At 54.4% G+C, this 16,483-nt stretch carries 16 protein-coding genes and 1 pseudogene; 7 read left to right on the top strand and 10 right to left on the bottom strand.

The annotated features are described in order from the left end of the window. The first annotated feature begins 11 nt into the window (after positions 1 to 11). A complete protein-coding gene (locus IEV46_RS14795; RefSeq protein WP_188433321.1) occupies positions 12 to 932 on the top strand; it encodes a 1,4-dihydroxy-2-naphthoate polyprenyltransferase in 921 nt (306 codons plus the stop codon). A 93-nt stretch (positions 933 to 1,025) separates the two neighbouring features. Here the strand turns inward: IEV46_RS14795 and IEV46_RS14790 are convergent, their stop codons facing one another. The 3 genes from IEV46_RS14790 to IEV46_RS14780 form a co-directional block, all read right to left on the bottom strand. After that, positions 1,026 to 1,184, bottom strand: a complete 159-nt coding sequence (locus tag IEV46_RS14790; RefSeq protein ID WP_188433320.1) for a hypothetical protein — start codon at positions 1,182 to 1,184, stop codon at positions 1,026 to 1,028. 158 nt (positions 1,185 to 1,342) lie between these two features. Continuing rightward, the gene (trxB, locus tag IEV46_RS14785; protein ID WP_188433319.1) at positions 1,343 to 2,293 is read right to left on the bottom strand and encodes a thioredoxin-disulfide reductase; all 951 of its coding nucleotides are present in this window, start codon (positions 2,291 to 2,293) and stop codon (positions 1,343 to 1,345) included. A 65-nt stretch (positions 2,294 to 2,358) separates the two neighbouring features. Continuing rightward, on the bottom strand, positions 2,359 to 2,682 hold the full coding sequence (locus IEV46_RS14780; protein WP_188433318.1) for an ArsR/SmtB family transcription factor: 324 nt from the start codon (positions 2,680 to 2,682) through the stop codon (positions 2,359 to 2,361). A 353-nt stretch (positions 2,683 to 3,035) separates the two neighbouring features. On the opposite strand from IEV46_RS14780, the gene IEV46_RS14775 reads away from it, so the two are divergent. Together IEV46_RS14775 and IEV46_RS14770 are read left to right on the top strand one after the other, a co-directional pair. Next, positions 3,036 to 4,301, top strand: coding sequence for a YeeE/YedE family protein (locus IEV46_RS14775; RefSeq protein WP_188433317.1), 1,266 nt, complete (start codon positions 3,036 to 3,038; stop codon positions 4,299 to 4,301). A gap of 74 nt (positions 4,302 to 4,375) precedes the next feature. After that, positions 4,376 to 5,766, top strand: a pseudogene (locus tag IEV46_RS14770) (thiamine pyrophosphate-dependent enzyme); the annotation flags it as partial. Between the two features lie 46 nt (positions 5,767 to 5,812). Here the strand turns inward: IEV46_RS14770 and msrA are convergent. Then, entirely contained in the window at positions 5,813 to 6,283 is a 471-nt protein-coding gene (gene msrA, locus IEV46_RS14765) for a peptide-methionine (S)-S-oxide reductase MsrA (RefSeq protein ID WP_188433316.1), read from the bottom strand. A 248-nt stretch (positions 6,284 to 6,531) separates the two neighbouring features. Between msrA and aepX the strand changes: the two genes are divergently transcribed. The 4 genes from aepX to IEV46_RS14745 are packed head-to-tail and all read left to right on the top strand — an operon-like array spanning position 6,532 to position 10,454. Next, positions 6,532 to 7,416 (top strand): phosphoenolpyruvate mutase, encoded by an 885-nt coding sequence (gene aepX, locus IEV46_RS14760; protein ID WP_188433315.1) that lies wholly within the window; start codon positions 6,532 to 6,534, stop codon positions 7,414 to 7,416. 6 nt (positions 7,417 to 7,422) lie between these two features. Further along, positions 7,423 to 8,613, top strand: a complete 1,191-nt coding sequence (gene aepY / locus IEV46_RS14755; RefSeq protein WP_188433314.1) for a phosphonopyruvate decarboxylase — start codon at positions 7,423 to 7,425, stop codon at positions 8,611 to 8,613. Continuing rightward, positions 8,583 to 9,704, top strand: coding sequence for a 2-aminoethylphosphonate aminotransferase (locus IEV46_RS14750; protein WP_188433313.1), 1,122 nt, complete (start codon positions 8,583 to 8,585; stop codon positions 9,702 to 9,704). The genes aepY and IEV46_RS14750 overlap by 31 nt, the downstream gene beginning before the upstream one ends. A gap of 3 nt (positions 9,705 to 9,707) precedes the next feature. Further along, on the top strand, positions 9,708 to 10,454 hold the full coding sequence (locus IEV46_RS14745) for a YheC/YheD family protein (RefSeq protein WP_188433312.1): 747 nt from the start codon (positions 9,708 to 9,710) through the stop codon (positions 10,452 to 10,454). 93 nt (positions 10,455 to 10,547) lie between these two features. On the opposite strand, the gene rbsB is transcribed toward IEV46_RS14745, so the two are convergent. The 6 genes from rbsB to IEV46_RS14715 are packed head-to-tail and all read right to left on the bottom strand — an operon-like array spanning position 10,548 to position 16,311. Continuing rightward, the gene (gene rbsB, locus IEV46_RS14740; protein WP_188433311.1) at positions 10,548 to 11,471 is read right to left on the bottom strand and encodes a ribose ABC transporter substrate-binding protein RbsB; all 924 of its coding nucleotides are present in this window, start codon (positions 11,469 to 11,471) and stop codon (positions 10,548 to 10,550) included. A gap of 49 nt (positions 11,472 to 11,520) precedes the next feature. Next, positions 11,521 to 12,471 (bottom strand): ABC transporter permease, encoded by a 951-nt coding sequence (locus tag IEV46_RS14735; protein ID WP_188433310.1) that lies wholly within the window; start codon positions 12,469 to 12,471, stop codon positions 11,521 to 11,523. After that, on the bottom strand, positions 12,471 to 13,967 hold the full coding sequence (locus IEV46_RS14730; RefSeq protein WP_188433309.1) for a sugar ABC transporter ATP-binding protein: 1,497 nt from the start codon (positions 13,965 to 13,967) through the stop codon (positions 12,471 to 12,473). Before IEV46_RS14730 ends, IEV46_RS14735 begins: the two co-directional genes overlap by 1 nt. Positions 13,968 to 13,982: 15 nt before the next feature. Continuing rightward, positions 13,983 to 14,378: a D-ribose pyranase gene (gene rbsD / locus IEV46_RS14725; RefSeq protein WP_188433308.1), complete on the bottom strand. Its 396-nt coding sequence runs from the start codon at positions 14,376 to 14,378 to the stop codon at positions 13,983 to 13,985. Next, a complete protein-coding gene (rbsK, locus tag IEV46_RS14720; protein WP_188433307.1) occupies positions 14,375 to 15,313 on the bottom strand; it encodes a ribokinase in 939 nt (312 codons plus the stop codon). The genes rbsD and rbsK overlap by 4 nt, the downstream gene beginning before the upstream one ends. Next, a complete protein-coding gene (locus tag IEV46_RS14715) occupies positions 15,310 to 16,311 on the bottom strand; it encodes a LacI family DNA-binding transcriptional regulator (protein WP_188433306.1) in 1,002 nt (333 codons plus the stop codon). The genes rbsK and IEV46_RS14715 overlap by 4 nt, the downstream gene beginning before the upstream one ends. Between the last annotated feature and the right edge of the window lie 172 nt (positions 16,312 to 16,483).

Raw genomic sequence — 16,483 nt, 5'->3', positions numbered from 1 at the left:
GAGAGAAACTGATGCAATCATCCACAACCGGACCGACCGCCGAAAAAGGCTGGCGGGTATGGTGGCAATTGTTGCGTCCCCACACCCTGACCGCATCCTTTGTGCCTGTCCTGATCGGGACGACACTGGCGATGCCGCTAACCCGGATTGACATTCCATTGTTTCTGGCCATGTTGACCGCCTCCATCCTGATCCAGGCGGCAACCAATATGTTCAACGAATACTACGATTACAAGCGGGGATTGGACAATGAACGTTCCGTGGGCATCGGCGGTGCCATCGTGCGCCATGGCATCTCTCCGGGAACAGTGATGAGAATCGCCGTCACCTTCTGCGGAGTCTCCGTTTTGCTGGGAATCTATATCTGCATGGAAAGCAGCTGGTGGTTGGCGTTGATCGGCTCCGTCTGCATCGCGGCGGGTTACTTCTACACCGGAGGACCTTTCCCCATCGCTTATACCCCGCTGGGTGAGTTGGCAGCGGGGTTGTTTATGGGGATGGGAATCATTCTGATCGCATTTTTCATCCAGACCGGCACCCTCACTCCGGACAGCCTGCTTGTCTCCATCCCCATCGCCATCCTGGTCGGGGCGATCCTGATGGCCAACAATATCCGCGACCGGGAAGGAGACGAAAAAAACGGACGCAAAACCTTGGCTATCCTCTTGGGACACAAGGGAGCCGTCCGCTTTCTCGCCGGGATGTTTATCGTCTCTTACCTGTGGGTCATCATTCTCGTCCTGGCCGGGAAGGTTACCCCCTGGATCTTGTTGGTGTTTCTGAGTATACCCAAATCCATCCAAGCAGTCCGTGGATTCCAAGGAAAAACCACCAATACGGAAATGGCCCCGGCCATGAAGTCCACCGCCCAGGTGAACACCCTGTTCGGACTTCTGCTGGCTGTGGGACTCTTTTTAAACCAGTGGATTTGACAAAAGGGGTATCAATCCATCGCAAAAGAATTGGGCATCTCAGACAAATCCATGGTAGAACTGAACACAAAAAAAGTCCCCTGAGGGACTCGATCAATAAAATCGGGGCTGCTGTCTGCCCATACTCATCAAGGGCTTCAACATATTAAAAATGGGAACGATTTTTCCATAGATTGTTCTTATCTTATTCCAGTAGCCCATGATCTTTTTTACCCAGGGTTTTTTCAGCATTTGTGACAAACGGGCCAACACAGAAACCCCTCCTTTCTCCACATCCTGTTTTCAGATTATGATCTCTGACGGTTCCCTGTTTGGACCCCTATACTGATGCGATAAAAAGAAAACGCCCGGTCTCTCGGACACAACGGAGAAAAAAACCGGCGGGCTACATCCGCCGGTTTTTCTTGTACTCAAAGGGACTTGGACCAGTCGACCGCAGCCGCTCCCTCCAGGTATTTCTCGCAGTCTATAGCCGCCATGCAACCGGTGCCCGCCGCCGTGATCGCCTGGCGGTATTCCCGGTCCTGGACATCACCGCAGGCGAAAACACCCTCGATGTTGGTCCGGGTGGTGCCTGGAGTCACCTGGATGTAACCCAGTTCGTCCATGTTCAGCTGACCTTTGAGAAAATCGGTGTTGGGACGGTGGCCGATGGCGACAAAGATGCCGTCAGCTTCGAGGATCTCCTCTTTGCCGGTTTCTTTGTTTTGGACCTTCAGCCCTTTGACACTGCCTTCTTCTTTGGTCACCACTTCCACCGGAACCCGGTTGAGGGCCCATTTGATCTTTTCGTTGGCCCGGGCCCGGTCTTGCATAATCTTGGAAGCCCTGAGCTCTTCCCGTCGGTGCACAACGGTCACCTCGGAGGCGAACTTGGTCAGAAAGTTGGCCTCCTCCATGGCGGAGTCACCGCCACCGACAACAATGATCTTTTTGCCCCGATAGAAGAAACCGTCACAGGTGGCGCAGGTACTGACCCCTTGACCCATGTTTTCCTTCTCCCCAGGGATTCCCAGCAGCTTGGCGGAGGCTCCGGTGGAAAGCACCAAAGCTTCACAGGTCAGCTCTCCTTCCCCTTCCACTGTCAGCTTGAAGGGTCGATGGGAGAGATCCGCATCGGTCACCCAGCCCCGCTTAAATTGGGCACCGAAACGCTCCGCCTGTTTCCGCATGTTATCCATTAATTCCGGTCCGAGAATCCCTTCAGGGAAACCGGGGAAGTTTTCCACATCAGTAGTGGTGGTCAGCTGGCCTCCTGGTTCCTGACCTTCAATCACCAACGGGTTCATATTGGCCCGTGCCAGATAAATTGCGGCGGTCAAACCCGCCGGTCCGGTTCCGAGAATAATCACTTTGTGCATGTGTCCGAACCTCCAAACGTTTTTTCACAGATCTGCAAAAGATACTATGAGGCGGCATGTTCCCCTCAGGTACAAATCCCCTTCTTTCCTTCCTCTTTCAAGCGTTCGATCTCGCGACTCTGGTCGGGAAGAGAGCGGAGTAATGAAGGAAAGTATGGATAATCCTCCCCGTTCAGGGAGTAGTAGACCCACTGACCCTGCCGCCGTTCCTTGACCAACCCGGCGTTCCTCAACTTTCGGACATGCTGGGAGACCGCCGGTTGGGTGATCTTCAGAATCTCCACCAATTCCCCGACGCACAAATCCTCTTCCCTCAGGAGAGCGAGGATTCGAAGGCGGGTTTTGTCCCCCAGGGCTTTATGGCAATCTGCCAACCGGTCAAAATTCATGACCACCACCTCACTCAATATATAAGCATATTATTATATGGTTGTCAAAGGACCGGGGAAATCCCATATACACTTATCCTCGGCGTACCCGCAATTTTTCATCCCCGGAATTGAAGCTCGGATTCTGCTGAGGCTTGTCGGTCCGGGATTACTCAGAGGGACTCGGACAGTCAATGTCCCTCCGGTCATCACCCTTGATCCACGACAGCCATCTTGACCTCAGACATATCTTTGATTGTCACTGGGCAAACCTGCAATGTTTTTCCGGAAGGGCTGTCTGCATGTTTACATTTACACCCGCCTATTGTAATATATCACTCATAAAACCAACTAAATAAATCGGATAAGGTGGTATGATTCTTTTGTCCATTCAAACTCCTGCTCAACCCTTGGGTAACAAGGGATCGCTGTCCTACGCCGCACCTGCCCTTCCTGCCCCCCGATTCGGAGTCCTGGCCATCGCTGTGGCTGCCATCGGCGGGTTGGGTATGGGCATCCACGGGAATCAGGGGCTGAAACAGTGCCTCCTGTTCACCATCGGCCTGTTGCTGGGATACACTTTGTATCATGCCCGGTTCGGATTCACCTCGGCTTTCCGTCAGCTTCTCTCCGTCGGACAGGGAGCCGGCCTGCGCGCTCATATGCTGATGCTGGCGGTCTCCTCCACTTTGTTTGCTTGGATCTTCTCCTCCGGATTCGGCCTCTTTGGGGTCCACCCCCAACCTTCTGTCTCCCCCCTCGGTGTCAGCCTCTTCGTGGGAGCCTTTCTGTTTGGAATCGGAATGCAGTTGGGTGGGGGATGCGCTTCGGGGACCTTGTTCGCTGTGGGCAGCGGAAGCACTCCCGTCCTGATCACCCTTGTCGCCTTTATCTCCGGATCGGTGCTGGGTGCCTGGCATTGGGGTTTCTGGACCCAAGATGTTCCTTCCTTGCCCCCGGTCTCCCTGGCGGAAACCACCGGCCTCGGCTATGGAGGTGCTTGGATTTTACAGATGGTTCTCTTCTCCGCCATCACCTGGATCACCATACTTATCAGCCGGAAGAGACGCCCGCCGAAGATCAAACCGATCCCCACAGCCAAGGGGTGGAAGCGACTGCTTCGGGGCTCCTGGCCTTTGTGGGTGGCTGCGGTTGGGTTGGCGGTGTTGAATGCCCTCACCCTGACAATCAAAGGCGAACCCTGGGGGATCACCTCCGCCTTTGCCCTGTGGGGTTCCAAGTTCCTCCAGTCCATCGGGATGGACGTCACCCATTGGGCCTATTGGTCTGGAGAAAGGGGAGCTGCCTTGAACAAACCCCTCACTGCCGATGCCACCAGTGTGATGAATTTCGGCATCATCCTGGGTGCCATGACCGCAGCGTCCGCCGCGGGGACCTATGCCATCCGCAAGGTCCGCGGACGAGTCGCTCTTGCTTCAGTGATCGGCGGGCTGATGATGGGCTACGGTGCCCGACTCGCCTACGGGTGCAATATCGGTGCTTTCTTCAGCGGCATCGCCTCTTTCAGTCTCCATGGCTGGGTCTGGATCGGGATGGCCCTGCTCGGAACCGCCGTCGGCCTTCCCCTCCGGAAACTCTTCGGCATGAAGAATCCCAAGCCCGATGATTCGGTATGCTGAAAAGATCAATCGATCCCTGAAACGGGATCGGTTTTTTCCACGGAGCCACATAATCCGACTTCCCCGGGAAAACACAGGTGGAGAGCGACCTGATGGGTACGGATTTTTTTCAGGAGGTGAACCTGGACAGACTTTTTGACGATGTAGCGGTTTACAACCAGCGGGCCATGTCCGCCGAGCAACTACCCGTCATCGCCAACCAGGCCCTCCGGATGGCCATGACCCACCGGGGGGGTTGCCCATCTGAATATTCCCGATGACATCCCTGCATTCAAAGTGGAACGCCACGTACGGAGGAACAGCTCCATATTTGTCTCTTCCCGGGTCATCCCCCGGGAGTCCGATTTGGAAAAAGCCGCATCCCTACTGTCCAATCCGGGGAAAACAGTGATCCTGGCGGGTCGGGGAACCCACGGCGCCCGGGAGGAACTGATCACCTTCGCCCAAAAATTAAAAGCACCGATCGTGCTGACTCTCCCAGGAAAAGGGGCGATCCCCGACGATCATCCGTATTGCCTCGGCGGATTGGGACTTTTGGGCACCAAACCCGCCTATTACGCGATGCGGGAAGCGGAAACCTTGGTGATGATCGGTACCTCCTTTCCTTTTATCGGATTTCTTCCCCACCATGCCCGAACGATCCACATCGACTCCAACCCGGCCCAGATCGGAAAGCGCACCCCGGTGGATGTCGGACTGGCGGGAGATGCTCTTTACACCCTTCAGCAGTTGAACAAGCGCCTGTCCGAGAGACAGGAGGATGAATTTTTGTGCCGTCATCAGCAAGAGATGAAAGATTGGCTCGCAGAGATGAAAGCACAGGGGGAGGAAGACCGGACTCCCCTTCGCCCGCAAACGGTTCCGGTCGCTTTGCAGGAAGTGCTCGCCGATGATGCCGTCCTTCCCTGTGATGTGTGAAATATCACCGTCTGGATGGCACGCAACTTCCTCGTCCGCAACCAGAAATTCATCATCTCCAGCTGGCTGGCCACCCTGGGTTGCGGACTGCCCGGCGCCATTGCAGGAAAACTGGCCTTTCCGGACAAACAGGTAGTCGCCGTGGTCGGGGATGGAGGCTTTGCCATGACCATGGCTGATTTTGTCACAGCGGTAAAATACAACTTGCCCATCGTGGTGATTGTGCTGAACAACTTCAAAATTGCCATGATCAAATTTGAGCAGGAAGTGATGGGCCATCCCGAGTTTGCAACCGATCTCACCAACCCCATTGCCCGCTACGCGGAAGATTGCGGCGGAATCGGCATCCGGGTCGACCCGGGATCAACTGAAAACCGCTCTCCACCGAGCATTTGAAATCAAGAAGCCGGTGATCCTCGATGTGCTCGTCGACCCTGATGAAGCACCGATGCCGGCCCAAGTCACCTTCAGCCAGGCAAAAAATTATGCCATCCATCTTTTGAAGGAATGGTGGGAGGAGCGGAAAGACGAATCGCCAACCACATAGGTTTCCAATAAAAACCCCGTCTCTGGGAGACGGGGTTTTTAAGTGATCAAAAATGACAGGAAGATTGCCCCCGCTTCTGGAGATAACGCTGATGATATTCTTCCGCACGGTAAAAGGGGGCCGCCGGTACAATCTGGGTCACCACAGGATCTTTCCATTTACCTGAGGCTTCCAGCTCCTGTTTGGATTTTTCTGCTGCTTCCCTTTGTTCCTGTGAATGATAAAAAATCACAGAACGGTATTGGGTACCGATATCCAGACCCTGCTGGTTCGGTGTGGTCGGGTTATGATTCTCCCAAAACACCCGGAGCAGTTCCTCATAGGTGATCTGCGAAGGATCATACTCCAGATCCACCACTTCGGCGTGACCTGTTCGGTCGGTGCAGACCTCTTCATACGTGGGATTCTCCGTGGTTCCCCCCATATATCCGACAGCCGTGGAGGTGACACCCTTCGTCTGGCGAAATAACTCCTCCACGCCCCAAAAACATCCCGCACCAAATGTGGCTCGCGCCATCGGGCAACACTCCTTTTCCATCCCGGATACGAACCGGGTTTCCTCTTATCCTACCCAAGGATGCCCGCGGCGACAATCCCTGTCGGGACTTTTCCTAGGTCACAATTAAGGTGATATCCCACTTTCGGACAAAGGAACATCGATCTACAACAAGACCGATGGGCACCCCGATGGATATCCGCCGCCACCCCCTCTCTATCCCTTTAATATCCTTGTATTAACCACCAACTTTTGCGGAGGTCACTTCCATGAGGAAAACAACAGCTTTAAGAAAAATGATTCAATCAGAGGATCCAGACTTCATTATGGAAGCTCATAACGGCATATCTGCAAAAATCGTTGAAGAGACCGGTTTTAAAGGGATTTGGGCCAGCGGACTCACGATCTCTGCCAGCCTGGGGGTCCGGGATAACAACGAAGCTTCCTGGACACAAGTACTGGATGTATTGGAATTTATGAGCGATTCCACCTCGATCCCCATCCTGCTCGACGGGGATACCGGTTACGGAAACTTCAATAACGCCAGACGTCTGGTCCAAAAGTTGGAACAACGCCGAATCGCAGGTGTCTGCATTGAAGACAAACTGTTCCCGAAGACCAACTCCTTCATTAACGGCGAAGCCCAACCTCTTGCCGATGTGGAAGAGTTTTGCGGAAAGATCCAAGCGATGAAAGATACCCAGCAGGACGATGACTTTGTGGTGGTCACGAGGGTGGAAGCCCTGATCGCTGGCTGGGGGCTGAAGGAAGCCTTGCGAAGAGCGGAAGCCTACCGGAGAGCAGGGTCCGATGCTGTCCTCATCCACAGCAAGCGATCAGACATCACAGAAATTGAAGCCTTCATGCAAGAGTGGGAAGGCAGACATCCTGTGGTCATCGTACCGACCAAATACTATTCCACTCCGGCAGATAAATTCAAGGAATTGGGAGTCCGGCTCGTGATTTGGGCCAACCACAATATGAGAGCATCCATCGATGCTATGAAAGCCATTTCACAACAAATTCATCGTGAAAAAAGTCTGGTGAACGTGGAAAACAAGGTAACACCCATCGAGGAAATCTTTCGCCTCCAACAGGCAGAAGAGCTGAGGAGTGCAGAAAAGAAATATCTTCCTCAAAAGAATGGGAAGTGATCGACCATGCTCGATACAAAAATATTCGGGGAAGAACTGCAAAGACTGGGTTTCTCTTTTTACAGCGGAGTCCCGTGTTCCTTTCTGAAAAGCTTGATCAACTATGCCATCAACCACTGCCAGTATGTCGGGGCTGCCAATGAAGGGGATGCCGTGGCGATCGCATCCGGGGCCCGGCTGACAGGGAAAAAATCTGTGGTCCTGATGCAAAATTCCGGGCTGACCAATGCAGTTTCCCCCTTGGTCTCCCTGAACCACCCCTTTCAAATCCCGGTCCTCGGCTTTGTCAGTCTCCGCGGGGAACCCGGTCTTCGGGATGAACCCCAGCATGAGCTGATGGGGAGAATCACCACCGATATGCTGGATCTGATGCAAGTGAAATGGCAGGTTTTGCAGACCGATTTGCAAAAAGCCAAAAACCAATTGGCCGAAGCCGATCAATGGATTGCTCAGAACCATTCCTTCTTTTTTGTTGTAAAGAAAGGAACGTTCAGCGAAGAGCCCCTGCAAAGACAAACCGCCTCCCGCCCCTTCCCCGCAAAGCCCATCAAACCCCCGGCCTCCACAGATCAAAAGCCTTCCCGGGTGGAAGCACTTCATGTGGTCCATTCATGGAAACAGAAGCAAACTCTCCTGATCGCCACCACCGGCAAAACGGGGAGGGAATTGTATGAAATCGAGGATGCTCCCAATCATCTGTACATGGTGGGCTCCATGGGATGCGCCGGTTCACTCGGGCTCGGGCTGGCATTGAACCGACAAGATCTGGAGACCGTCGTGATCGACGGGGACGGCGCCTTGCTCTTGCGTATGGGAAGTTTGGCCACCAACGGTTATTACAATCCGTCTAATATGCTCCATCTCCTGCTCGATAACCATGCCCACGATTCCACAGGAGGACAAAGCACCGTCTCCCCTCGTGTCGATTTTGTGGAGATTGCCGCTTCCTGCGGTTACAGCCGCTCGCTTTACATTGACAGCCTTCAGAAGTTGTCTTCAGCCCTGAATGAATGGAGACAAAGACGGGGACTCACCTTTCTGTATATGAAAATTTCCAAAGGATCACGGAAACAACTGGGTCGCCCCCAAGTCAAACCCCATGAAGTGAAGGAACGGTTGCAGAAATGGCTCAAGGACCTCTCCCTTGATCAATGGAGGGATAACCGATGCGGAGGGTCAAGCGAAACATCCTGTTGACTCCGGGCCCCGCCACCACGACAGACACCGTCAAAGACGCACAGGTGGTTCCCGATATTTGCCCACGGGAGCCGGAGTTCGGCCGCCTGATGGAAACCGTGGCCGCGGAGCTGACCCGGCTGGTGGCTGATCCCCGGGAATACACCACCGTCTTGTTCGGCGGTTCCGGAACGGCGGCGGTCGAGTCCATCCTGAGTTCAGTGGTAAATGAAGGCACTCTGCTTATCCTTAACAATGGCGCCTATGGCAGACGCATGTGTGATATCGCCGAAGCTTATGGAATCCAATTCATTCCCTTTGACAGTCCTCCTGTGGAACCCGTCAACATCAAAGCCCTCGAAAAACAGATCCAGATCTCCCCCCACAAGATTTCCCATCTCGCCGTCGTACATCATGAGACGACCACCGGCTTGTTAAACGACATCGGAGCGATGGGGCAATTGTGCAAAAACTACGGAATCGATCTGATCGTGGATGCCGTCAGTTCCTTCGCCGCCATCCCGATTCAGATGAAAGCGATGAATATCAGTTATCTGGCTGCAAGTGCCAACAAAAACCTGCAAGGGATGCCGGGGGTCTCATTTGTGATCGCGGATCGGGCCAAATTGGATGGTTTGCGTCACCATAAAAAGCGAAATTACTATCTTCACCTTTATGACCAATACCGGTATTTCGAACAGACCCGCCAGCTGCGCTTCACCCCTCCGGTTCAAACCCTGTACGCCCTGTATCAGGCGATTGTGGAGCTGAAACGGGAGGGGGTGGAAAAGAGATATCAACGGTACGCATGGTCGTGGCAATGGTTGATCCACGGAATTACCCGGCTGGGATTGAAATATCTCGTCCCGGAACCGCATCATTCCAAGCTGATCACCTCCATCCTGGAACCGGATTGTGCCGGATATGACTTCAAACAGATGCATGATTATTTTTACAGCCGGAATATCACGATTTATCCCGGTAAACTGGACGATTTAAAAACATTCCGAATCGCCAATATCGGGGATATCACCCATCAAGAGATCCAAGTCTTTATCGATCTGTTGGAACGCTACCTGAACAGCATCCAATACCAGCCGAAAGGGGGTTGACAAATGAATCGACCTCTGAGAAAAGACAAGTGGCTGCGATATCTGTTTATGGAAAAAGACAGCCGACTGAAACCCCACCTGCCGGAAACACATCTGCTCACGATGAAATCTTTGAAGGCAATGATCTCCAAATACGGGCAGGTGATTTTAAAACCTGTGATTGGAAGCCGGGGCTTTGGCGTGATCCAGGTGACACCCTTGACAAAAAACCGCTATCAGATCCATCTTGAAAATAAGAAAAAAACGATCCGGGGGTTTAAAAGAACATATCACAAACTGAAGGAGCTGACACGCTCCCGACGCTATATGGTCCAGAAACGGATTCAACTTGCCCGAATCGGCCGCCGTCCCTTTGATATCCGGGTGATTGTTCAGCGCAAAAGCAGCTTTGATCCATGGCGAGTGACAGGAACAGTGGCCAAGGTAGCCGGGAGAGGATACATTGTCACCAACAATGAAAGGAGCAACGGCAGCCTGATGACAGTGAAACGGGCGCTCCAAAAATCATCCCTGAGACACCTCTCCCTCCATTACATCCGTTCCAAAATCAACCGGATCGCGTTGTTGTCGGCGGAAAGTTTGACCGAACACTATCCTGACCATCGCATCTACGGGCTGGATCTGGGAGTGAACCGGAAGGGACAGATCTGGATTATCGAGGCCAACCGATCCCCCATCCTGTCCCACTTCCGCAAATTGAAAGACCGAAGGATGTATCGGCGCATCCTGCAATATAAAAAGGGGGAATGATCCGGAAGGGCGAGTGGAAAAGCTCGCCGATAAAAATCCCAAAACAGAGAAAGCGCCGGCTCATCACCGGCACTCCCTCCATTCTTCCAATATTCACTTCTTGATCAATTCCAGCTCCACGGGGTGGAACTTGTCCACTTTTTCGCCTTTGACGGCTTGGACCGCCACTTCCACTCCGGTTTTCCCGATTTCTTCCGGTTTCTGGGCGATGGTGGCCCCGAGGTCACCTTTTTTAACCGATTTGACAGCATCGTCGGTGGCGTCAAACCCGACAACCACGATCTCTTTTTTGGCGGCCTGGATCGCTTGCAGGGCACCTAAAGCCATTTCGTCGTTATGGGCGAAGACGGCATCGATCTCCGGATTACTCTGGAGGATGTTCTCCATCACAGTCAGCCCTTTGTCACGGTTGAAGTTGGCCGGTTGGGAGGCAACCACTTTTATACCCTTTTGGTTATCCACCGCTTGATGGAAACCCTTGCCCCGGTCGCGGGCGGCGGAGGTTCCCGGAATCCCTTCCAACTCAACGATATTGCCTTTGTTTTTCAGATGTTCCAGGATGAACTCCCCGGCCATCTTCCCGCCGGCCACGTTATCCGAAGCAATATGGGCGAGAACTTCGCCACCTTCGGATTCCCGGTCGACGGTGATGACAGGGATTTTCGCTTTGTTAGCGGATTCGACAGCGGTGGAGACGGCTTTGCTGTCCGTGGGATTGATCAGCAGGATGTCCACGTTTTTCTGAATCAGATCCTCCACATCGTTCAGCTGTTTGGCGTTATCGTCCTGGGCATCGGCCACGATCAGCTCGGCTCCCGATTCTTTGGCAGCTTCCTCCGCCCCTTCCTTCAGGGAGACGAAGAAGGGGTTGTTCAGAGTGGAGACGGACAGGCCGATTTTCACCTTGTCATCTGCCGATGCCTTCTCCTCTTTTTCCAGAGTGGATTCACTGGAGCAGCCGGCCAGCACGCCGACGACCAGCACCGCGGCCAACAACAGAGTCCAAATCCTTTTCACTTGGGTTCCTCCTCAAAATTTTTTTTATACAAAAGTCTCATGACCGGGTTCAGGATTTTTTGGATCGATCCAGCAACACCGCCAGCAGGATCACCCCGCCCTTCACCACCTGTTGGTAGAAGGAGGAGACGTTGAGCAGGTTGAGTCCGTTGTCCAACACCCCGATGATCATCGCACCGATCAGGGTGCCGACGATCCAGCCCCTGCCCCCGGCCAGGCTCGTCCCCCCGATGACCACAGCGGCGATGGCATCCAGCTCATAGCTGGTCCCCGCTGTCGGCTGGGCGGAGTTGAGACGGGCCGTCAGAATCACACCCGCCAAGGAAGCGAACAGACCGCTGATAGCGTACACCCACACCTTCACCCGGTGGGTCCGGATTCCGGAGAGCATCGCCGCTTCCTCATTGCCGCCAATTGCATAAACATGACGGCCAAAGGTGGTGTTTTTCAGAACAAAATATAGGATAAAGAAGGAGATCAGCATCCAGATGACCGGAATTGGAATCTCTAGGAAATATCCCTTGCCCAGCATGGAAAAGAGGTCATTCTCATAAGCGATCGGGCGGCCTTCGGTGTAAACCAAGGTCAATCCCCGGAAGATGGTCATCGTCGCCAAGGTGGCGATAAACGGTGCCACCCGCCCTTTGGTCACCAAAACTCCGTTGACCGCTCCCATCAGAGTACCTGCCGCCACCCCGGTCAAGATCGCCAGGACAGGATCCATTCCCGATGCCAGCATCCCTGCGCTGAAGGCACCGGACAGGGCCAGGATAGAGCCGACGGAAAGATCGATCCCTCCAGTCAGAATGACAAAAGTCATCCCGAAGGCCAGCAAGGCATTGATGGAGATCTGCCTCAGTACGTTGAAGATATTGGTTATGCTCAGAAAGTCCCGGCTGATGAGCGACAGCGCAACCACGATCACCCCCAGACCCAGGAGAGGACCGACTTTCTGCACCCAACTCACTTGCATCCCGGAGCTTTTCAGTTGGGTTTGCATCACACTTCACCTCCCGAGGCGGCTTTCATCACATTCTCCTGTGTCGCCTCATCTTTATCAAATTGGCCGGTGATCCGCCCTTCGTGCATCACCAACACCCGGTCGCTCATCCCCAGCACTTCCGGCAAATCCGAGGAAATGAGCAGGATCGCCAACCCTTCCCGGGCCAAACGATCCATCAGGCGGTAGATCTCTTCCTTGGCCCCGATATCCACCCCCCGGGTGGGTTCATCCAGAATCAGCACCCGGGGGGAAGTGGCCAACCATTTGCCGATGACCACCTTCTGCTGATTCCCTCCACTCAGGGTTCGGACCTCCTGCTCGGGACCCGATGTTTTCACTGATAAGGTTTCCACCGTCTCTTCAGTCAGCCGTGCCTCTTTCTGCCGGTGAATCACCCCCCAGGCTGAAAGGGAGCGGAGGTTGGGCAGAGCCAGATTCTCCCGGAGGGAAAGGGGAAGCACCAAGCCTTCCTGCTTCCGGTCTTCCGTCACATAAGCAATCCCATGCCGGATCGCGTCTTCCGGGCGCCGAATCCGAACCTCATGCCCATCGATCCGGATGGTTCCACTGTCGGGTTTTCTGACACCGAAGAGAAGATCCGCCGTTTCCGTCCGGCCGGCCCCCATCAGCCCGGCCAGCCCGACGATCTCACCCTGTCGGATGGAAAAGGAGACATCCTTTACCTCCCCCTTTCGGGTTAATCCCTCGACGCACAGCCTTTCTTCTCCAGGCATTACAGGATTGCGGGGATAACGGTTCTTGATCTTTCGCCCCACCATCATCCGGACCAGTTCATCCATGTCCGTCTCGCTGCTGACCCGGGTTCCCACCGTTTCCCCGTCCCTCATCACCGTAATCCGGTCACAGATTTCAAAAATTTCTTCCATCCGGTGGGAAATGTAGATCATCCCCACCCCCTGTTTTTTCAGAGAACGGATCACATTGAACAGGGACTCGATCTCCCGGTTGGTCAGCGCCGCCGTCGGCTCATCCAGCACCAGGATCTTGGCCTCCAGGGACAGTGCCTTGGCGATCTCCACCATCTGTTGCTGACCGACAGAGAGATCCCCTGTTTTCACTGAGGGATCGAGATCCATCTCCAACTGTTCCAACCATTTTTTCGCCTCTTCTTTCATTCGGTTCCAGCGGATCCAACCCGTTCGCCCAAAGACGAACTCCCGGCCGAGAAAGAGGTTTTCCATCACAGAGAGATGGGGAATCAGGTTGAGCTCCTGATGGATCATGGCGATCCCCAGTCCTGTCGCCTCCCGGGGATCGGAAATTTCACGTTCCACCCCGGAGACCCTCACCCTGCCTCCGTCTTTCCGGTAGATGCCGCCCAGGATTTTCATCAGGGTGGACTTGCCGGCTCCGTTTTCCCCCATCAGGGCATGCACTTCTCCACTTTCCAGGGAGAAGCCCGCGTCAGTGAGCACTTGGACACCGGAGAAGGACTTTTGGATTTGGGTCATTTCCAGAAGCGGATTTGTCATTGGTTTCACCTTCTTTCAGAAAGGGACACCGGCTTGCAGGATCACATTGGCATAGGGAATGCACTCTCCGGTGCGGACCACTGCTTTTGCTTTCCGGGTCAAGCTTTTCAGTTCCTCATGGGAGATCGTCTCCCAGGACACCTCCGGAAGTGCCTGTATCAGTTTCTGATGCAGAGAGGGACTCACCTCTGCCGTCTCCTTGGCCAGAATCGCTTTTTCCACTGTCATCTCCGACAATACCGCCTCCAACGTCTCCCAAAACCCCGGAGTGCCGGGACGAAGTGCCAGATCGATCCGCTCCGTCTCCGACGGGATGGGAAGACCGGCGTCGGCAATCACAATGTGATCCGTATGGCCCAACTCGCTGATCACCCTGGACAAATGACTGTTTAACAGCATCGTCTTTTTCACTTGTCGTCCTTCCTTTCCGTTCCATAAAGAGCTTCCACTTCCCGCCGGGTCGGCATGCCGTCCTGAGCTCCCAACCGGGTGACAGCAAGAGCAGCCACCCGACCTGCGAAATCGACGGCTTCCGCGAGCTCCATTTCTTCAGAGAGGGCACAGGCGAGCCCGGCGTTAAAGGCATCTCCCGCACCGGTGGTATCCACCACATCCACAGGATGGACCGCCACCCGCCGAAATCCTTCCCCGGACAGGATCGCAGCCCCTTGTTCTCCAAGAGTGGTCACCACACAGCCGACTCCCTGGTCCAACAACACCTGCATGGCTTCCGCCAAGTCTTCTTCCCCTATCGAATGACCAGAGAGGAGCTCCAATTCAGAGCGGTTGGGGGTGATCACATCCGTCAACCGATACAACTCTCCGGGAAGTTCCCGAGCGGGAGCAGGATTCAGCACTACCTTTTTTCCCAACTCCTTGGCTGTCCGGGCCGCCGACAGCACCGTCTCCAGAGGAATCTCCAACTGCAACAGAACCACATCCACCCCGGCAATCCGCTCTTTGCCGGCATCCACATCCTCGGGGAGGCAGTGGCCATTGGCCCCCGGAACAACGATGATGCGGTTGTCCCCACCGGACAGCAGAATCGAAGCCACGCCGGTGGGAGCGATGGAGACGGTTTTCACCGCCGTCGTCTCCACTCCACTCTTCTTCAAAGATTCCAGCAGGTCCTGTCCAAAGGGATCAGAACCCACCGAACCGATCATTTCCGTATGAGCTCCCAGCCGGGCTGCGGCCACCGCCTGATTGGCTCCCTTGCCCCCGGGAATGAAGTGAACCGCCTCCCCCAGCACAGTCTCTCCCATTTGTGGCGGCCGCAAAGCCTGAACCACGACGTCCATATTCAGACTTCCGATCACCGCCACGCGGGCTTGCTTGTCCGTCAATCTTTTCGCCTCCTCGTCGAATCCCGCTGAACCAGATGAATATCCAGCTCCAGGTCCACCACTTGCTCCGTTTTCTCCTGGACCCGATCGATCAGGTGCAGAGCGGCTCGGGCTCCCATCTCGTAGATCGGCTGGGCAACCGTGGTCAATTCCGGTTCTGTCCACTCGGCAGCCCCCACTCCGTCAAAGCCGCACAGGGACACCTCCTCCGGCACCTTCACTCCCATCCGATGCAACGCCTTGAGCGCACCCACCGCCATCAGGTCGTTACCGGCGAAAATCCCGTCCACATCAGGATGGAACTCCATCAATGCCTGGACAGCTCCTTTGCCCCCGGCAATGGAGAAATGGCCGGGCACGATCAGGGATTCTTCAAACCAGGCGCGATCTTCTACCATCTCCCGGTAGCCTTTTAGCCGCTCCTGTGCCGTAATCAATTCCTGTGGGCCGGCGATATGGGCAATTTTGCGGCATCCTGCATCCGATAGATGTTGAACAGCCAGTTTCGCCCCTTCGGCATTTTTGGAACGGATCACGGAGCATCCACCTTGACCTGGGGCCCGATCCAACACCACCAACGGGATGTTGTGCCGGTTCATATACTCCAGTTCCTCTTCCCCCAGGGTGCTGGAAGCAAAAATGATTCCGTCGATATATTTTTGGTGAAGCACTTCGATATAAGATTTCTCCCGGACATCCAAATCATCGGAATTACAGATAATCACCGTGAACCCCCGGGATCTGGCCGTGTCTTCAACCGCACGGGCCAATTCGGAAAAAAAAGGGTTCATAATATCCGGCAGGATCACAGCAATCGTTCCCGTTTTGCGGCTGGTCAGACTGCGGGCCACTGGGTTGGGTCGGTAGTCCAATTCCCGGATGACTTGACGTACCCGGGCCTCTGTCTCCAGGTTCACATACCCTTTTCCATTCAAAACCCGGGATACCGTCGCCACGGAAACCCCTGCTTCCCTGGCCACATCTCGTATCGTTGTCATACGCTGGATTCACTCCCTGTGTAACCGATTACACATCAAAAAAAAGAGAAGGTCACTTTTCCTGTAACCGGTTACACACAGATTACACCTTCTGCAAAAAGCGTGTCAAGATCCAATAGACGGAAATTTGAACCCTTTCTGCAGTTAAATCAGCAACCCGCCCCATTCAGGG

It is taken from the genome of Kroppenstedtia guangzhouensis (assembly GCF_014637345.1).
Taxonomy (GTDB): domain Bacteria; phylum Bacillota; class Bacilli; order Thermoactinomycetales; family DSM-45169; genus Kroppenstedtia; species Kroppenstedtia guangzhouensis.
Note: the sequence above shows the minus strand (reverse complement) of the source record. Positions and strands in the feature narration are given on the sequence as shown.